This is a genomic window from Pseudocitrobacter sp. CD920760 (assembly GCF_057782505.1).
In genome coordinates this window covers 3,580,520-3,599,004 of the sequence record NZ_CM173490.1, presented here as the reverse complement: position 1 = coordinate 3,599,004, position 18,485 = coordinate 3,580,520, and the positions used below count along the sequence as shown (strand labels likewise).

Here is an 18,485-nt window from a genome sequence, read left to right as displayed (position 1 = left end):
TAATTCTATTGTACGTTGATAATCGTCAGTAATTTGCGAGGCTTCTCCGGAACGAGAGAAAAGATCGTATTAAGGTCAGCATTCCCTCACCTTGAGTGATACTTTCATGTCGCAATTAGTTACAATTTGAAGAGTGATCGCCCTTTTAGTTCATGGATTTGGCGATATTCAGCAGTACAATTCGCCTGATTTTTTGGTGATTCACACTGTGCTTGCGGGAAAGGATTAAAATGAAAAAGAGCATACTATTTGGCCTGATGGGGATGCTGTTGCTCCCGGTTGCGGCAAATGCAATCAGCGTTAGCGGCCAGGCTGGCGAAGAATATACCAACCTTGGCGTCGGCTTTGGCACCGAATCGACGGGCCTTGCGCTGAGCGGTAACTGGGCGCATAACGACGATCACGGCGATATCGTGGGTGCGGCGTTGGGAGTGAACATTCCATTAGGGCCGTTTATGGCAACAGCGGGCGGCAAAGGTGTTTATCTGAGCCCGAACTACGGTGATGATGGTTACGCGGCGGCGGTTGGCGGCGGGTTACAGTGGCAAATCGGCGAACGCTTCCATCTGTTTGGTGAGTATTACTACTCGCCGGATTCGCTGTCCAGCGGCGTAAAAGACTACGAAGAAGCCAACGCGGGCGGTCGCTTTATGATTATGCGCCCGTTGAGCGTGGAAGCGGGATACCGCTATATCAACCTCGCCGGCAAAGATGGCAATCGCGACAGCGCCGTCGCGGATGGCCCTTACGTCGGCGTCAGCGCTAACTTCTGATTCTCCCCGGCGCGGCACTCAGCCGCGCCAGTTTTCTCGTTTTTATTCCTCGCCTTGCGCTATAGTAAATCGTCCTCTTTTACTGGAGAAAGCGATGATAAACGTAGAGATGCTGTCTACGGGCGACGAAGTCTTATACGGGCAAATTGTTGATACCAATGCGGCCTGGCTTGCTGATTTCTTATTTGAACAAGGTTTACCGCTTTCCCGGCGTAACACGGTGGGCGACAAACTCGATGACCTGGTGTCGATTCTGCGCGAGCGCAGCACGCAGGCTGATGTCCTGATTGTTAACGGCGGTTTAGGGCCGACCAGCGATGATTTAAGCGCGCTTGCTGCCGCAACGGCGAAAGGCGAATCGCTGGTGCTGCATGAACCGTGGCTGGCTCAGATGGAGAAATTTTTCAAAGAGCGTGGCCGCGTGATGGCGCCGAGCAATCGCAAACAGGCGGAAATTCCTGCCAGCGCCGAGTTTATTGATAACCCGGTGGGTACGGCCTGCGGTTTTGCCGTTAAGCTCAACCGTTGCCTGATTTTCTTCACCCCTGGCGTGCCGTCTGAATTTAAGGTGATGGTTCAGCAAGAAATTTTGCCACGCCTGCGCGCACGTTTTGATATCCCTGAGCCGCCGCTGTGTTTGCGACTCACCACGTTCGGGCGTTCGGAAAGCGATCTCGCGCAAAGTCTCGATCACCTGACGCTGCCTGCGGGCGTATCGATGGGCTATCGTTCATCGATGCCGATTATTGAACTCAAGCTGACTGGCCCGGCGAGCGAACGTCAGGCAATGGAAGCCCTGTGGCCGGAAGTGAAAAAGGTGGCGGGCGACAGCCTGATTTTTGAAGGCACCGAAGGTTTGCCAAAACAGCTTGCCCGCGCATTGCAGGATAAGCAACTGAGCCTGACGCTGAGCGAACAGTTCACCGGCGGGCTGCTGGCGCTGGAGCTGCAACGCGCGGGTGCGCCGCTGCTGGCCAGTGAGGTGATTCCATCGCAGGAAGAGACGCTGGCGCAAACGGCACGGTGGGCGGAAGAGCGCCGCGAAAACCATTTTGCTGGCGTAGCGCTGTCGGTGACCGGTCTTGAAAACGAGCATCTGAACTTTGCGCTCTCCACCGCAGAAGGTACCTGGGCGCTGCGCGTGAAGTTCAACACCACGCGTCACAGCCTGGTTGTGCGCCAGCAGGTTTGCGCCATGATGGCGATGAACATGCTACGCCGCTGGCTTAACGGGATGGATGTCGCCAGCGAGCACGGCTGGATTGAAGTGGTGGAAACGCTGAAAGTGTAGCTGCGTGGCATTGCCGGATGCGGCTACGCCTTATCCGGCCTACAGATTTCGCATAAACCGGTAGGCCTGATAAGCGAAGCGCATCAGGCGTTGTGCAGGCGGAATTGCTTATGCCGATAGCGCTTGTGCCAGCAGGGTAATCGGATGCTCGCAGCGCTTGCTGGTCGACATCTCGATTTGCCATTTACAGGTTTCGCAATCGGTCACCACGATATCCGCGCCGCTTTCCTCAATCTGGCGGAACAGCGGCGCGCCGACGGCCTGCGAGGTGGGGTAATTCTCCGACTTAAAGCCATAGGTGCCCGCAATGCCACAGCACTGGGAATCGAGCACTGTTAGCTCCAGCCCTGGGATTTGCCGCAGCAGTTCCAGGGTGTAGAGCGTCCAGCCCATTTTCTCCATATGACACGGCGTGTGATACACCACCTTCAGCGGCAACGGTTTAAGCGGCAGCGTTTTCCCTTCATCCAGCTTCCGCCACAGCCAGCGTGTGGCAAGGTCGATATGCTCACGCAGGCCGCCGTTATCGACATTTAGCAGATGCGGATATTCATCGCGCAGCGTAAATGTGCAGGTAGAGGAGGTTGCGATCACGGGCAGCGATTTATCCTCAATGGCCTCGCGCAGTGACGCGAGGTTGCTTTGCGCCTGCTTGCGCGCCTTATCGGTAAAACCGTTAGCAATCAACGGCACGCCGCAACATTTCTCTTTGCTCAATAGCTGGACGCCTGTTCCCAGCGCATTCAGCACCTTAATTAGATCTTTGCCCAATTGCGGATGGTTGTAGTTGACGTAGCAGCCATGGAAAAATGCCACCTGCTCGGCAAACTGCGCCTGCTGTTTTGCCACGCTGCGATACCAGCGGCGGAAGGTGCCGAAGGAGTATTTCGGCAGCGTGCGGCGATGATCAATTTTTAGCGCTGCATCAAGCAGATGACGCACGGGCTTCAGCCCCGTTGCCGCATTCACCAGCGGCGCAAACGGCGTGGACATCTGCCCCATAAGGTCCGTATGGCTCAGTATGCGGTTACGCAGCGACGGTGGGGTGACGTCATAGCGCGCGCGGGCGCGCTGGATGATATCGCCAATTTTGACATCAGACGGGCACGCCACTTCGCAGCGTTTGCAGTTGATACAATATTTCAGCGCCTCATCGTACAACGCGCCGTCTTTCAGGCGCAGCCTCTCGCCGTCAGGGCCCGCCTGTTTCGGCCCCGGATAGCGCGGATTCACCCGGCTTACCGGGCAGGCCGTGGTGCAGGCGGTACATTTGATGCAATTCTCGAACTGGCCGCTACTCATGCTTCACCTCCCGTCAGCAGGGTGATTTGCTGCGCGGCATGGAGCGCCGTCACCGCACAAACGCCGCCGCCACAGCCCTGAGCGATGGCATCGCAGCCGCCCAGCACTGAACCAATCACAAACAGATTTTCCAGCCGCTGGCCGGCAATGGCCGGACGCAGCGTTGCATCGGTCGCGACGCCAAACTGCTGCCATGGCTGAGGGTCAAAGACATCCGGGCGATACCATAATGCGCGGGTGGCCGCCTGCATCACGTCAAGATTAAGCACTGGTTCGCGAATCGTTTCACGGTTGGCGATTAACCCATTACTGAAGAAACTGCCGCTCGCCAGCACGACATAACGTGCGCGCAGGGGAATGTCGGCGTGATTACGCGTCCAGACGGCGGTGGCAAGTTGATTTTCCAGCGTCACCTTTTGCACTTCATCGCCCGGCATCCAGACGCCACCCGCGCGGATAAATTGCCGTTGAAGCTGCGCCTGCAAACGCATGCCGGGTACGGATGGCGGCAGCGTCGGCAACAGATGTAGTGCACAGCTGAGCGTTGCGCAGAGCCAGTCATACAGCTGGCTATCGCTGGCGCCAAAGCAGGCCGGAAGCCACAGGGCATCGTAACCTTCCGCCAGCGGAGCGAGCGCATCGTACAACGGTTGCCACTGTTCCGGCTGGTCGAGCAGGCGAGCGATGTTTGCCGCGCGGAATTCGCTGGCGTTTTCGCGCAGCACATCCAGCTGTGGCAGGTCGATTTCAACCGTATCGACGTTAAGTCCCTGTTTGCGTAATGATTCAGCGGCAAGGGGTGCCTGAAAATCGAGAAAACCGGTTATCCCCACAACGCGGACTTTACTGGCCGCTGGCGGGAAGAGTGGCGTTTCACGAGGGCTAAGCCAGGCGCTACGCAACAGGCCCAGCGGGGTAACTCGCTGATGCGACTGCCCGGCGTCGCCCTGAAAATCGATGCCACAATCACTGAGCAGCACCTGCGCCTGACGGGCGTACGACAGGACGTTTTCGCAGCCTACCTTGTTGTAAGGATGTTCCGGAGCTTGCCGCGTTAATGCTTCCAGTCCGAGTTGAATATCCTCTACGGGCTGCCCGTCGGGCAACGTGCTGAGGAGATCCAGCGAACCCGATGCGAAGTTCAGCGCACTTTGCCCGCGGCTGACAATGGCGCAGCGCAGGCCTTGTGACTGCAGCTTTAACCCGCACAGTAACCCGGCCAGACCGCCGCCGATGATAACCGTATCAAATTTCATCCTGATGCTCCTTTTGCAGCCCGCACAATCCCTGATAGACCCAGCGTGTCAGTTCGCTTTCGCGCAGCGCATCACCCCAGGCAATTGGCTGCACGCCTTTCCAGCGCTCATTGAGGAAATCCGACAGCTGTTTTAGCGACTGGCTGGCATCGGTCGCGTGAAAACGTGGCAGCAGCCCCGCCGCTCGGCAGGCGCACAGTTCGCCCTGGCAGGTACCCATGCCGACGCGGGTGCGGCGACGCAGATCGAGCAAATTGCGCACATTCAGGTTTTCTACCGCGTATTGTACTTCGCCTGCCGTAACGGCTTCGCATTCGCACACCAGGCTACGATGCAGACGGTTGTCGCCGATCCAGCCCGGCGTGCGGTCACCGTGGCGATAAATCACGGAACCGCGTAGCGGCGCAGGCAACGAGATGATGCGCTGGAGTGTTTTCTCCTGGCTTTCACGCGAGCCGGGCAGTGGGGTAGCGGCGGTGGTACACGATGTCGTGTTGCCCACTTTGCGACATACCGCATCGGTGGCCCATTCGGCCATCAGGCGATAGGTCATCAGTTTGCCGCCGGTGATGGTTATGAAACCTTCCATGCCGTCGCGCTGCGCGTGATCGAACAAGACAATGCCACGGCTGACGTTGCGCCCGGTCGGGTCATCATCGCAGGCAACTAACGGGCGTACCCCCGAGTAAGCGCGCAGAATACGCGTGCTGCCCATGCGCGGTGCCAGTTTTTCGCCTTCGCGGATCAATGTATCGACTTCCTGCGCGGTAACGCGGTTGTCGTCAATTTCGTCGTAATCGATGTGCATGGAGGTGGTGCCAATCAGCGAAATGGTATCGCCTGGCACCAGAATATCGGCATCCGCAGGCTTGCGGCAGCGGTTAATTACGTGCTGGTTGATACGATGATCGAGAATGAGCAGCGACCCTTTGGCCGGGAACATACGGATGCTCAGGTCGGCATATTCGGCGATGCGTTGCCCCCAGATCCCGGCGGCGTTGACCACCACCTGCGCGTGGAGCTCACGCGTTTCCTGCGTTTGACGATCGTGCAACCGCACGCCGCGCACGTTCGCGCCGTCGCGAATAAGCCCGATGACTTCATGCCCGGTGAGGATGTCAGCGCCGTGTTCGCGCGCATCCAGCATGTTGGCTGCTGTCAGACGGAAGGGATCAACCGTGCCATCCGGGACTTTTACCGCGCCTGTCAGCGCCGGGTTAACGCCCGGCTCAATGCGTCGCGCTTCCTGCGGGTCAATCGCCTGCGCGTCAATACCTGCGCTGGCGCAGGCTTGTAAAAAGGTGGCCTGAAAGTCGAGGTTGTCTTCCGGTAGGGTGATAAACAGCCCGCCGGTGGGTTCGATACAGTGGCGGGCGATATGTTTCAGAATGCGGTTTTCGCTGATGCATTCCCGGGCCGATTCGCTATCGGTGACGGCATAGCGTGCGCCGCTGTGAAGCAGACCGTGGTTACGCCCGGTCGCGCCGGTGGCGATGTCGTGGCGTTCGACCAATACTACCCTGAGACCACGTAGCGCGCAGTCGCGAGCAATTCCCGCACCGGTTGCGCCACCGCCGATGATAATCGCATCGTACTCCCTTGATTGCTGCATTCTCCTGCCCCTACATAACAATATCCTTGTCTTCAGTAGGCCATAATTTGTAGGGAATTTGTTTGATGCTGCGCACATTCAAACTTATTGTTTTCGTTTTCGAGCATTTATTGGTGTCAGAATGCGCGGCTTTCGACCAGGTTTTGCAGACAATCGCTCAACAACTGTACCGGGCTTCCTTCGGTGGGGGGCGTTTGGGCGATAAGCGAAATATGGCGATAAAAATCGGGTTCCAGAGGCACGGAACAGAGCGTGTGTTCTACCGCCTTTAAGGTCAATTCCGGTAATAAGGCAATCCCTAATCCCTGGCGAATAAAAATGATTGCCGTACCGGGATGATTAAATTCGTAGCGAATTTGCGGGGTGATATTTCGTGCCTGAAATAACGACATAATGGTCAACTCATAGCGCCCTTTACTGATAATCAGCGGCTGATTCACAAGGTCTTCCAGGGTAAGAGCGGTTCGCGCGGCAAAAGGATGATCGGCGGGCACGACGACGGTGAATTTATCTTTGTAGACGGCGTGAGAGTAGAGCGAGGTGACCGGAAAATGCACCAGCCCGGCGCTAAATTCTCCGGCGCGTACGGCATCAATAATTTCCGGGCCGTTTGCTTCGTGGGGAATAATATGAATATGCGGATGATGCTTCGTGAAATAACGGACAATCGGTGGAAGAATACAGGCGCAGGCGCTGGGAAAACAGCCAATATGTAGCCAGCTTACCGGCTGCGTTTTTTCCAGCGCGGCAATTTCTTTGATGGTGCTGACTTCCTGCATCACGTTGCGAAAGTGACTGACGATACGCTCGCCCACGGGCGTCAGGCGAATGGCACGCGCGCGTTGGCGAATAAAGATTTTTACCTGCAACTCATCTTCGATAGCTGAGATGGCCTGGCTTACCGCCGATTGGGTCATAAACAGGCGTTTTCCCGCTTCGGTAAAACCGCCGTAATCCAGCACCGCGAGGAGCGCGGTCATTTGGGTTATTGTCATTAGTTTTTACTACTGTTGATTATTAAAGCAATGAATTTTACTAATAGAATAAAGCGCGCCTAAAATAGGTTCTCTTCACGGTGTCACAAAACGGCGTTAATGCTTTATATATTTGTTTTGTGAATGTTTTTTTATAATTCATAAATGCTATTTATTTGGTTATCAGGATATGAAAGAAAAATTATGGACGAAGGATTTTTGGGCGATAACAATAATTAGCTTTATTATCTTTTTTGTCTTCTATGTGCTGCTTACGCTATTACCGCTTTATATCGCCGATCAACTACATGCTTCGGCGAGCAAAGCAGGCCTGCTGGTTACCTTCTTTTTAGCTGCCGCGATCGTCATTCGCCCATTTTCCGGGCAGTGGGTCGGCAAATTTTCGAACAAAAAAATTCTGGTGCTCTCCTCTCTGGCCTTTTTTATCGTCAGTGCGTTGTATCCTTTTTGCCAGTCGATTGAAGCGTTGCTTTTTATTCGCGTGCTTCATGGTATCACCTTTGGGGTGATCACTACGGTAAAAGGGACCATTTCCGCACGGCTGATACCGGCCTCCCGACGTGGCGAGGGCATCAGCTTTTTCTCATTAGCAATGGGGCTGGCGATGGTCGTCGGCCCGTGGGTGGGGCTGAACCTGGCGCAGCATCAGATGTATAACGCGGCGTTTGGTTTGTGCGCAGGCGTGGCGGCGGTGGGCATTATTTTGTCGTTCACCATGAACGTACCGGCGGTGCTTCAGCATGCGGATGGCGCGAAACCGAAAATAGGCTTTGCGGCGATGTTCGATCGCGCCGCGCTGCCGTTCGCGCTGGTGACCTTCTTCATGACCTTCTCGTATGCGGGCGTGTCGGCTTTTCTGGCTCTCTACGCACGTGAACTCGACCTGATGTCTGCTGCCAGTAATTTCCTGCTGTGCTACGCTATTTTCCTGATGATTTGCCGAACCTTCACCGGAAATATCTGTGATAAGAAAGGGCCTAAGTGCGTGGTTTATCCGTGCCTTGCCTTTTTCGCCGTGGGGTTAGTGGTGCTGGGCTACGTTAATGGCAGCGCGATGATGATTTTTTCCGGGGCGCTTATTGGGATTGGCTATGGTTCCGTGACGCCGGTATTTCAGACGCAAATTATCAGTTCTGTCGAACCGCATAAAATTGGTGTCGCCAACTCCTTGTTTTTCAATGCAATGGATGCCGGTCTGGCGTTGGGGGCTTTCGTTATGGGAATGATGGCGGAAGGCTGCGGCTATCGTGCAATTTATCTTTGTGGCGCGGTGCTGGTGGTTATTGCCGGGGGCATCTATGGTGCGCAGATGAAAACAAACGTTAAACGCCAGATTGATTTGCACAGCAATGCCGGATAAACGCTAAAAACTTTGCCGAAGGTAATATATGATTATTCCTTTGCATATTCTTAAGCGTTAACGGGCGAGGCAAGTCATGGCAGTATCAACTGGGCTGGATGAATTTAATCAGTGGTGGGCAACAGAAGGCGACTGGGTTGAAGAGCCGAACTACCGCCGAAACGGAATGAGTGGCGTCCAGTGTGTAGAGCGTGATGGTAAAAAACTGTACGTGAAGCGTATGACGCAGCACCTGTTCCGCTCGGTGCGTTATCCGTTTGGTCGCCCGACCATTGTGCGTGAAATCGCAGTGATTAAAGATCTGGAAAAAGCGGGCGTTATCGTGCCGAAGATCGTTTACGGCAAAGCGATGAAGATTGAGGGCGAGTGGCGCGCGCTGCTGGTAACTGAAGATATGAAAGGTTTTATCTGCATCGGTGACTGGTATCACCAGCATGCGGTCACGCCATTCCCGGACGATGTGCGTGAAGCCATGCTGAAAGCCGTTGCCGTGGCCTTCAAAAAGATGCACAGCGTGAATCGTCAACACGGTTGCTGCTATGTGCGTCATATCTATGTGAAAACCGAAGGGACGGTGGAAGCGGGCTTCCTCGATCTGGAGAAAAGCCGTCGTCGCCTGAGCCGCGAAAAAGCGATTCGTCATGATTTCGCACAGCTGGAGAAATACCTTGATCCGATTCCGAAAGCGGACTGGGAGAAGGTGAAAGCGTACTATTACGCGCTGTAATGAAATGGCCGCCCAAGGGGCGGCCATTTACATTTCTATCTCAATATCACCCTTCGCCCGGCAACAGCAGGGCAAAATCTCGCCGGGCTGGATGAACGCCAGCGGTTCCGTCAGCCAGTCAACCTGGCCTGCAACCAGACGCGTGCGGCATGAGCCGCAGTAGCCTTCACGGCACTGATACTCAACCTCAACATTGTGGGATTCCAGCGCGGCCAGCAGGGAAGGGTGTTCATCCTGGCACAGCAGTTGTGTGCCAGAGATGCGAAGGATAACGCGGCTCATCAGAGCTGGAAATCACTCAGGTCGTCAGTATTGACTTCAGAGTCTATCTGGCCGACCAGATAAGAACTGACTTCCACTTCCTGCGGTGCAACCTGTACGTTATCGGACACCAGCCAGGTGTTGATCCACGGGATCGGGTTAGAGCGCGTCTGGAAAGGTAGATCAAGACCTACCGCCTGCATGCGGATGTTGGTGATGTATTCCACGTACTGGCAGAGAATATCTTTGTTCAGGCCGATCATCGAACCGTCGCGGAACAGATAATCTGCCCACTCTTTCTCCTGAAGGGCTGCCTGCACGAACAGGTCATAACACTCCTGTTTGCACTCTTCGGCGATTTCAGCCATTTCCGGATCATCGACGCCGCTGCGCAGCAGATTCAGCATATGCTGAGTGCCGGTCAGGTGCAGCGCTTCATCGCGGGCGATCAGGCGAATGATTTTGGCGTTGCCTTCCATCAGTTCACGTTCCGCAAAGGCGAAGGAGCAGGCGAAGCTGACGTAGAAGCGAATCGCTTCCAGCGCGTTAACGCTCATCAGGCACAGGTAGAGTTTTTTCTTCAGTTCGCGCAGGCTGACGGTGACGGTTTTACCGTTCACGGAATGCGTGCCTTCGCCCAGCAGATGCCAGTAGCTGGTCATCTCGATCAGTTCGTCGTAGTAGCTGGAGATGCCTTCCGCGCGTTTCTGAATCTGCTCGTTAGTCACAATGTCATCAAACACAATCGCCGGGTCGTTGACGATATTGCGGATGATATGGGTGTAAGAGCGGGAGTGGATGGTTTCAGAAAACGCCCAGGTTTCTACCCAGGTTTCCAGCTCCGGAATAGAAATCAGCGGCAGCAGCGCGACGTTCGGGCTACGGCCCTGAATGGAGTCGAGCAGGGTCTGATATTTCAGGTTGCTGATGAAAATATGTTTTTCGTGCTCCGGCAGCGCCTGATAATCGATGCGGTCGCGGGAGACGTCAACCTCTTCCGGACGCCAGAAGAAGGAGAGCTGCTTTTCAATCAGCTTTTCAAAGATGTCGTATTTTTGCTGATCGTAGCGGGCCACGTTGACCGGTTGGCCGAAGAACATCGGCTCTTTGAGCTGGTCATTTTTCGTCTGTGAAAAGGTGGTATATGCCATGAATGTGTCCTGTGGTTTTAATGCCCCCTCACCCTAACCCTCTCCCGGAGGGAGAGGGAATGGCTCGGTGCGTTTTTCACCCTCTCCCTCAGGGAGAGGGCCGGGGTGAGGGGAATATAATTATCAGATCTTACACGCGCCGCTTTCGCAGCCATCGTCCTGAATAGACGGCACCAGGTCATCCTGTGCATCTTCAGCCCCGTCGCGGGTGTTCTGATAGTACAGGGTTTTCACGCCAAATTTATAGGCGGTGAGCAGGTCTTTCAGCAACTGTTGCATCGGCACTTTCCCTGAGGGGAAGCGTGACGGGTCATAGTTGGTGTTAGCAGAAATCGATTGATCGATAAATTTCTGCATGATGCCCACCAGTTGCAGGTAGCCGTCGTTGTTCGGCATATCCCACAGCAGTTCATATGCGTCGTGCAGGTGTTCGTAGTCCGGCACAACCTGACGCAGGATACCGTCTTTCGACGCTTTGATGCTGACGTAGCCGCGCGGCGGTTCAATGCCGTTGGTGGCGTTGGAAATCTGCGACGATGTCTCGGATGGCATCAGGGCAGAGAGCGTGGAGTTACGCAGGCCGTGGGCCTTAATAGACTCGCGAAGCGCTTCCCAGTCCAGATGCAGCGGCTCGTTGGCGATCGCATCCAGATCTTTCTTATAGGTATCGATCGGCAGAATACCTTTGGCGTAGGTGGTTTCGTTGAACCACGGGCACGCGCCCTGTTCGATAGCCAGCTCGTTAGAGGCTTTCAGCAGGTAGTACTGAATCGCTTCGAAGGTTTCGTGCGTCAGATTGTTGGCGCTGCCGTCGGAGTAACGTTTACCGTTCTTCGCCAGCCAGTACGCAAAGTTGATGACGCCAATACCCAGCGTACGACGGCCCATCGCGCCGCGTTTGGCCGCCAGAATCGGGTAATCCTGATAATCGAGCAGCGCATCCAGCGCACGCACTGCCAGCACAGCCAGTTCTTCCAGCTCGCTGAGATCTTTAATCGCACCCAGGTTGAACGCAGAGAGCGTACACAGGGCGATTTCACCGTTTTCGTCGTTAACGTCGTTCAGCGGTTTGGTCGGCAGCGCGATTTCCAGGCACAGGTTAGACTGGCGCACTGGCGCAATCGCCGGGTCAAACGGGCTGTGGGTGTTGCAGTGGTCAACGTTCTGAATATAGATACGGCCGGTAGAAGCACGTTCCTGCATCATCAGCGAGAACAGTTCAACCGCTTTCACGCGCTGTTTGCGGATGCTGTCGTCGTTTTCATACTGCACGTACAGGCGCTCGAACTCGTCCTGATCGGCGAAGAACGCATCATACAGGCCAGGGACGTCGGACGGGCTGAACAGCGTGATGTCGCCGCCTTTCAGCAGACGGGTGTACATCAGTTTGTTGATCTGTACGCCGTAGTCCATGTGACGAACGCGGTTGCCTTCGACGCCACGGTTGTTTTTCAGTACCAGCAGGCTTTCCACTTCCAGATGCCACATCGGGTAGAACAGCGTTGCCGCACCGCCGCGCACGCCGCCCTGAGAGCAGGATTTTACTGCCGTCTGGAAGTGTTTGTAGAACGGGATACAGCCAGTGTGGAAGGCCTCGCCGCCACGAATCGGGCTACCCAGCGCACGGATACGACCGGCGTTGATACCGATACCGGCACGCTGGGAAACGTATTTCACAATCGCGCTGGAGGTGGCGTTGATGGAATCCAGGCTGTCGCCGCACTCGATCAGCACGCAGGAGCTGAACTGGCGAGTCGGGGTACGCACGCCGGACATAATCGGCGTCGGCAGCGAGATTTTGAACGTGGAGACCGCATCATAGAAGCGTTTCACGTAGCTCAAGCGGGTGTCGCGCGGGTAGTTCGAGAACAGGCACGCGGCAACCAGAATATAAAGGAACTGCGCGCTCTCGTAGATTTCGCCGGTGACGCGGTTCTGTACCAGGTATTTGCCTTCCAGCTGTTTGACGGCAGCGTAAGAGAAGGTCATGTCACGGTCGTGAACAATGAACGAGTCCATCTGCTTGAACTCTTCTTCCGTATAGTCTTCCAGCAGATGATTGTCGTATTTACCCAGCTCAACCATTTTCAGTACGTGGTCGAACAGCTTCGGCGGCTCAAACTGGCCGTAGGCTTTTTTACGCAGGTGGAAAATCGCCAGGCGCGCGGCCAGGTACTGGTAATCCGGGGCGTCGCGGGAGATCAGGTCGGCTGCGGCTTTGATGATGGTTTCATGGATATCGGAAGTTTTGATCCCGTCATAGAACTGGATGTGAGAACGCAGTTCAACCTGAGAGATAGAGACGTTTTCCAGACCTTCAGCCGCCCAGTCGAGCACGCGATGGAGCTTGTCCAGGTTGATGCGCTCAGTACGGCCATCACGCTTAGTCACCAGCAGACTCTGATTCATGTATGTAGTACCTGTTTGAGTTATCTCCGCAATAGTTCCGCCTGAACAACCTGTAGTGAGGTACGTCACGGCGAACACTATATATAGGGGGTGTGTTTACGATTTACTGCAAGATAGTGTGAAAATGGGTGTCTTGCAAGTGCATAACATTGTGGATAAGTCAGGGGGAGAAAACGGGCTCCGGCGCAACTTAGGTCACACAAGGTGTTCAGGAAAGTCAATGGGAAGAGAAAAATTTGTTAAAAATATCTGTTCGATGATTTCTTGAACGCCTGAATAACACAGCTTATTGATCCAGTCGATTTAATGCCTGTTCATTATGCATCACTAAAATTGATTTTTAACCTGTTTTCGATGCGAAAAAGTGATGCTCATTACCGTTGTTCATAATATGAACGTATGTAAGCGTGTGTTATTTTTCATCAGCCGTTTACTTAAACAGCAAATGTTAACAAGATGTTTATTTTGTTTGACTGTCGGAGCAAAAGAAATCTGCACATTAAAATTGCATATATTATTTTCGACTTTTGCGTTCTCCGGTGTAGATTTGCTTAATTTCTTTTTTAATAGAATTAAATGTTGTGCGGTAATTCTTATTGTAGTCGTTATTATTTTTACAAATCTGTGTTTCGCTTATTTCCGAGTTAGATTTTAAATGATTTTCTGTATTGACCCATCGGTTTTGGATTATGCGAAATAAAAAACAGCGAGTTTTTAGAAGGAAAGGATACCTGCTGATACTGCCCCCTGTGCTGGCCTGGCCAGCGATACAGGCGCAGGCGGTGCAGACATGCCAGGGAGACCAGGTCATCACCAGTTGTCAGGCCAGCCGCCAGAGCCTCTCGGGAGGCAGTGCGAACTGGCTCGTAGCCGATGACCAATGGCTCATCTTCCAGAATGCGAATGAAAATACCAGCGGCGGGGCGGTTTTTCTTGCCGGAGGGGCGAGCTTCAGCGCCTCACCGAAAAATAATAATGGAATGACACTCTTTGCCAACAACCATGTGAGCGGAGAATATAATAATGGTGGGGCGATTTTCGCTAAAGAAAACGCGACGATTGACCTTGACCATGTGATCTTCAGTAATAATATTGCGGGCGGTTATGGCGGGGCTATCTATTCCGGGGGCACGAACGATAGCGGCGATGCGGATCTGATTGCCACAAATACGCTCTTCACCGGGAATATTGCCAACGATGGCAAAGGTGGGGCAATTTATTCTATTAATAACAGCAACTATTTTAGCGATGATGTATTTGATAATAATCAGGCCTATACATCAACCACTTATAGTGATGGCGATGGTGGTGCGCTGGACGTTACGGATAATGAAAGTGATAAATCGCATCTTTCTGGTGTAACTGTCATTAATAATACCCGCTTTACTAATAATATTGCTGAAGGGGAAGGCGGTGCAATTTATACCAACAGTGGGAGTGACCCCTACATTATTGATATCTCACTGGATGAAAGTTACCAGCAAAATGGGGGCGTACTGATAAATGACAATAATAGTGCACAGGGATATAGCGGCAGCGCCTCAATGGCAGCGGGCGGTTTCCTGTATGTTGGCAACAGCAGCGTGGATTTTGATATTGCAGCTAATAAAACCATGGTGATTGGCGACGTCGCCAATGACGGTGCGATAGATTCGATTGCGGGCACCGGGCTTATTACCAAAACCGGTGCGGGTGAACTGGTGCTCAATGCCGATAATAACGATTTTACCGGTGAAATGACTATCCAGAATGGGGAAGTCACGTTAGGGCGCGATAATTCACTCATGAATGTCGGAGATACCCATTGTCAAAGCGATCCGCAGAATTGCTATGGGCTGCAAATAGGCACTCCGCTTAACGCCGACAATCAGGCCGAATTGAATGTGGGGAATACGCAGCAGACGTTTGTCCACTCGCTGACCGGGTTTGAAAATGGCGTGCTGCATATTGATGAGGGCGGAAATGTCACCGTCAACAGCGGCGTATTCCGCGGCACAATCGAAGGTGCGGGGCAGTTAACCGTCGCGCAAAACGGTAGCTATACCCTGGCAGGCGCAGCGGCAATGGCCTTAACCGGCGATGTAGTGGTGGAAGATAACGGCGTGCTTTCTCTGGTGGGCGATCAAAACGATTTGCAGGCCATGCAGGCTGATCCTCAGTCGATTGTCTTAAACGGCGGCGTGCTGGATCTCTCTGATTACGCTACCTATGACGGCGAAAATACCGCCAATGATGGCCTGGCAATCAGCGGCAGCGGCGGTACGGTGATCGGTCAAAACGATGTGGTGGATATCAGCGGCGGTGAGAACACGCAAATTGCTGGCGACAGTGTTTACGTGGTGATTAATGCCAGCGACCAGCGCGTGAGCCTGGCGAACGACAATACCTATTTGGGTGATACGCAAATTGCCTCGGGCATTCTTGAGGTCAGCGATAACACACAACTGGGCAATACCGATTACAACCGCTCACTGATTTTTACCAACCCTCAGCAGCACAGCGAAATGGATGTGACCGCCGATGTCGATACCCGCTCAGCAACCGCGGGTCATGCGCGCAATATCGAAATGCGCGCCGATGGAGAAGTTCGCGTGGAAGACGGCGTGGATACCCAGTGGGGCGGGCTGATGGCCGACAGTACGGGCGCACAGCAGGATAGCACCAGCACGTTCACCAAAACCGGCACTGGGACACTCGAACTGACCGCCAGCGGCACGGCGACGTCGGCGGTGCGGGTGGAAGACGGAACACTGAAAGGCGATGCGGTAGACATCATTCCCTATGCGTCATCGCTGTGGGTCGGCGAGGGCGCGACCTTTGAAACCGGGATGGATCAGAATGTGCAATCTATTGACACGACTTCCGCCGGAACCATCGACATTACCGACGGTACCGTGCTTCGCCTTAACGATCAGGATACCGCCAGCGCGTTAGATGCCTCGATATTTAGCGGCACGGGGACGCTGGTGAATGCCACTGACGGCGTAACGCTGAGCGGTACGTTAGACACGAATCTCCAGACCGACAGCGTCACCAATCTGGCCGGTGTGACGGTGAACGGCAATCTGACCAATACCACGGGAACCATCAGCATGGCGAACGGTACGGCGGGCGATACGCTGACGGTCAACGGTGATTATATCGGCGGCGGCACGCTGGAGATGGACAGCGAACTGGATGGTGATGATTCAGCCAGCGATATGCTGGTGCTTAACGGTAACACCTCCGGCACTACGACGGTGGTGATTGATCCGGTTTCCGGCATAGGGCAGCCGACGGCGACAGGAATTAAAGTGGTCGATTTTACGGCCGATTCTGGCAGTTATCAGAATGCGGCGCAGTTTAGCCTGGCGGGCAATGGCTATATCAATATGGGCGCGTACGACTATAGCCTTGTGGAAGATAACAATGACTGGTATCTGCGCTCCCAGCAGATTGCCCCGCCCGCGCCACCAGAACCACCTGCGCCGCCCACGCCGCCAGATCCTCCCGCACCGCCGTCGCCCCCGGCACCACCTTCTCCTCCCGATCCGGATCCAGACCCAACGCCGGATCCAACACCCGCATTTGAACCCGTGCTCAATGCCAAAACGGGGGGGTATATGAACAACCTGCGCGCGGCAAATCAGGCGTTTGTGATGGAGCGTCGCGACCATGCGGGCGCGGATGGGCAACCGCTGCATGTGCGGGTAGTCGGAGGTCGCCGTGACAGCACGCTCGCCGACCAGCTGGCGCAGCATGAGGATTTTTCTACGGTACAGCTCAGCGGCAATATCTTAACGCGGCTCACGGGGGAAGATGGCCGGTGGATGCTGGGCGTGGTCGGCGGTTATAGCGATAACCAGGGCGAAAGCCGCTCAACGGTCACCCAAACCCACGCCGATAACAGCAACCACGGTTATGGCCTGGGCATCACCGCAACCTGGTTGCAGCATGGTTTTAACCGGCAGGGCGTGTGGCTCGACAGCTGGTTGCAGTACGCGTGGTTTGATAACCAGGTGTCTGAATCACAGGCCGGGGAAGATCGCTACCACAGCAACGGCGTACTGGCCTCGCTGGAAGGCGGCTATCAATGGCCGCTGGGCAACGGTTTTCTGCTTGAGCCGCAGGCGCAGGTGATTTATCAGGGGGTGAAGCAGGCGGATTTCACCGCCAGCAACCACTCTCGGGTTACGCAGGCGCAGGGCGATGATGTGCAAATGCGGCTGGGTCTGCACAGCGAATGGCGTGTTCCTTCGACGAACGCACTGCACATAATCCCGACGCTTGATGTCAATTATCTCCGCGAGCCGCACGCGGCCACGCTGGATGAAGATGGCAGTACGATAACCGATGAGGCAGGCGATACGCGCGGTGAAGTCAAAATGGGGATTCAGGCGGCGCTCAGCCCGCGCATGTCGCTACGCGCCAATGTGGCGTGGCAAAAGGGAACGCAGGATTTCTCACAGACGGCGGGGTATCTTTCGTTTACGGCGAAGTGGTAAAAGGCCCGCGCGCAGGCGCGGGCAGACAACTATTTATTTTTGGTATGCACCATGTAATTCACATCGACGCCCGGGGCCAGCTTAAAGGTGTTGGTCAGCGGGTTGTAGTGCAGGCCGATCATATGCTGTTCGCGCAGGTCGGTTTCATCGACCCAGCTCAGCAGTTCGGCGGGCTTGATAAACTTCTTAATATCGTGCGTGCCTTTCGGTACCATCTTCAGGATGTATTCCGCGCCGATCACCGCCATCAGCCAGGATTTGCCGTTGCGGTTCAAGGTGGAGAAGAAAACATGACCGCCCGGTTTCACCAGTTGCGCGCAGGCTTTTACGACGGATTGCGGGTCCGGCACGTGCTCCAGCATCTCCATGCAGGTGACAACATCGTATTGCTGCGCATGTTTTGCCGCGTGTTCTTCCACGGTTTCCTGCACGTAATCGACGTGAATGCCAGACTCCAGCGAGTGCAAACGCGCGACCTGTAACGGTTCGAAGCCCATATCCAGGCCGGTGACTTGTGCGCCTTCGCGCGCCATGCTCTCGGCAAGGATGCCGCCGCCGCAGCCGACATCCAGCACTTTCTTGCCGAAAAGGCCGTCAGCGCGTTCGGCGATATAGCCCAGACGCAGCGGGTTGATCCGATGCAGCGGTTTAAACTCGCCTTCCAGATCCCACCAGCGCGAAGCCACGGCTTCAAATTTGGCGATTTCGTCGTGGTCAACGTTGGGCGCTAACGTGTTTTTTTCGGCATTCATGGGCACTCCTGGTCCTTATTTCATTATTACCGCGAGTATATCAGCACAACGACGCGAATAAAGCTCTGGCAGAACGCTATAGGTTTACCTGTCTTTACGCGGTTGTGTTATA

Annotated in this window: 13 protein-coding genes; 5 read left to right on the top strand and 8 right to left on the bottom strand. The window is 54.6% G+C overall.

Annotated elements, in window-relative coordinates; genetic code table 11:
• The first annotated feature begins 230 nt into the window (after window positions 1-230).
• On the top strand, window positions 231-773 hold the full coding sequence (locus AC1MKH_RS16840; RefSeq protein ID WP_231826680.1) for a YfaZ family outer membrane protein: 543 nt from the start codon (window positions 231-233) through the stop codon (window positions 771-773).
• Window positions 774-867: 94 nt separating this feature from the next.
• Complete coding sequence (locus AC1MKH_RS16835; RefSeq protein ID WP_276219775.1) at window positions 868-2,064, top strand: nicotinamide mononucleotide deamidase-related protein YfaY; 1,197 nt, start codon at window positions 868-870, stop codon at window positions 2,062-2,064.
• A gap of 108 nt (window positions 2,065-2,172) precedes the next feature.
• Here AC1MKH_RS16835 and glpC read toward each other — a convergent pair whose 3' ends face one another.
• From glpC to AC1MKH_RS16815, 4 genes are all read right to left on the bottom strand, one after another.
• Window positions 2,173-3,366 (bottom strand): anaerobic glycerol-3-phosphate dehydrogenase subunit GlpC, encoded by a 1,194-nt coding sequence (glpC, locus tag AC1MKH_RS16830; protein ID WP_276219776.1) that lies wholly within the window; start codon window positions 3,364-3,366, stop codon window positions 2,173-2,175.
• The gene (glpB, locus tag AC1MKH_RS16825; protein WP_276219777.1) at window positions 3,363-4,622 is read right to left on the bottom strand and encodes a glycerol-3-phosphate dehydrogenase subunit GlpB; all 1,260 of its coding nucleotides are present in this window, start codon (window positions 4,620-4,622) and stop codon (window positions 3,363-3,365) included. The genes glpC and glpB overlap by 4 nt, the downstream gene beginning before the upstream one ends.
• Window positions 4,612-6,234 (bottom strand): anaerobic glycerol-3-phosphate dehydrogenase subunit A, encoded by a 1,623-nt coding sequence (glpA, locus tag AC1MKH_RS16820; protein WP_276219778.1) that lies wholly within the window; start codon window positions 6,232-6,234, stop codon window positions 4,612-4,614. The genes glpB and glpA overlap by 11 nt, the downstream gene beginning before the upstream one ends.
• Before the next feature lie 116 nt (window positions 6,235-6,350).
• Entirely contained in the window at window positions 6,351-7,229 is an 879-nt protein-coding gene (locus AC1MKH_RS16815) for a LysR family transcriptional regulator (protein ID WP_276219779.1), read from the bottom strand.
• Window positions 7,230-7,398: 169 nt separating this feature from the next.
• Here AC1MKH_RS16815 and AC1MKH_RS16810 point away from each other — a divergent pair, with 169 nt between their 5' ends.
• Both AC1MKH_RS16810 and inaA read left to right on the top strand, forming a co-directional pair.
• Window positions 7,399-8,589: an MFS transporter gene (locus AC1MKH_RS16810; protein WP_276219780.1), complete on the top strand. Its 1,191-nt coding sequence runs from the start codon at window positions 7,399-7,401 to the stop codon at window positions 8,587-8,589.
• Window positions 8,590-8,665: 76 nt separating this feature from the next.
• A complete protein-coding gene (inaA, locus tag AC1MKH_RS16805; protein WP_276219781.1) occupies window positions 8,666-9,316 on the top strand; it encodes a lipopolysaccharide kinase InaA in 651 nt (216 codons plus the stop codon).
• Window positions 9,317-9,343: 27 nt separating this feature from the next.
• Here inaA and yfaE read toward each other — a convergent pair whose 3' ends face one another.
• The 3 genes from yfaE to nrdA all read right to left on the bottom strand — a co-directional run bounded on the left by yfaE (window position 9,344) and on the right by nrdA (window position 13,137).
• Window positions 9,344-9,598 carry a class I ribonucleotide reductase maintenance protein YfaE gene (yfaE, locus tag AC1MKH_RS16800; protein WP_015963680.1) on the bottom strand — a complete coding sequence of 85 codons (255 nt, stop codon included), beginning with the start codon at window positions 9,596-9,598 and terminating at the stop codon, window positions 9,344-9,346.
• Entirely contained in the window at window positions 9,598-10,728 is a 1,131-nt protein-coding gene (nrdB, locus tag AC1MKH_RS16795) for a class Ia ribonucleoside-diphosphate reductase subunit beta (RefSeq protein WP_015963681.1), read from the bottom strand. The genes yfaE and nrdB overlap by 1 nt, the downstream gene beginning before the upstream one ends.
• A 123-nt stretch (window positions 10,729-10,851) precedes the next feature.
• Window positions 10,852-13,137 carry a class 1a ribonucleoside-diphosphate reductase subunit alpha gene (gene nrdA, locus AC1MKH_RS16790; protein ID WP_276219782.1) on the bottom strand — a complete coding sequence of 762 codons (2,286 nt, stop codon included), beginning with the start codon at window positions 13,135-13,137 and terminating at the stop codon, window positions 10,852-10,854.
• 689 nt (window positions 13,138-13,826) lie between these two features.
• Here nrdA and yfaL point away from each other — a divergent pair.
• A complete protein-coding gene (yfaL, locus tag AC1MKH_RS16785; RefSeq protein ID WP_276219783.1) occupies window positions 13,827-17,621 on the top strand; it encodes an AIDA-I family autotransporter adhesin YfaL/EhaC in 3,795 nt (1,264 codons plus the stop codon).
• Between the two features lie 29 nt (window positions 17,622-17,650).
• On the opposite strand, the gene ubiG is transcribed toward yfaL, so the two are convergent.
• Window positions 17,651-18,373 carry a bifunctional 2-polyprenyl-6-hydroxyphenol methylase/3-demethylubiquinol 3-O-methyltransferase UbiG gene (gene ubiG, locus AC1MKH_RS16780; protein WP_276219784.1) on the bottom strand — a complete coding sequence of 241 codons (723 nt, stop codon included), beginning with the start codon at window positions 18,371-18,373 and terminating at the stop codon, window positions 17,651-17,653.
• Window positions 18,374-18,485: the final 112 nt, after the last annotated feature.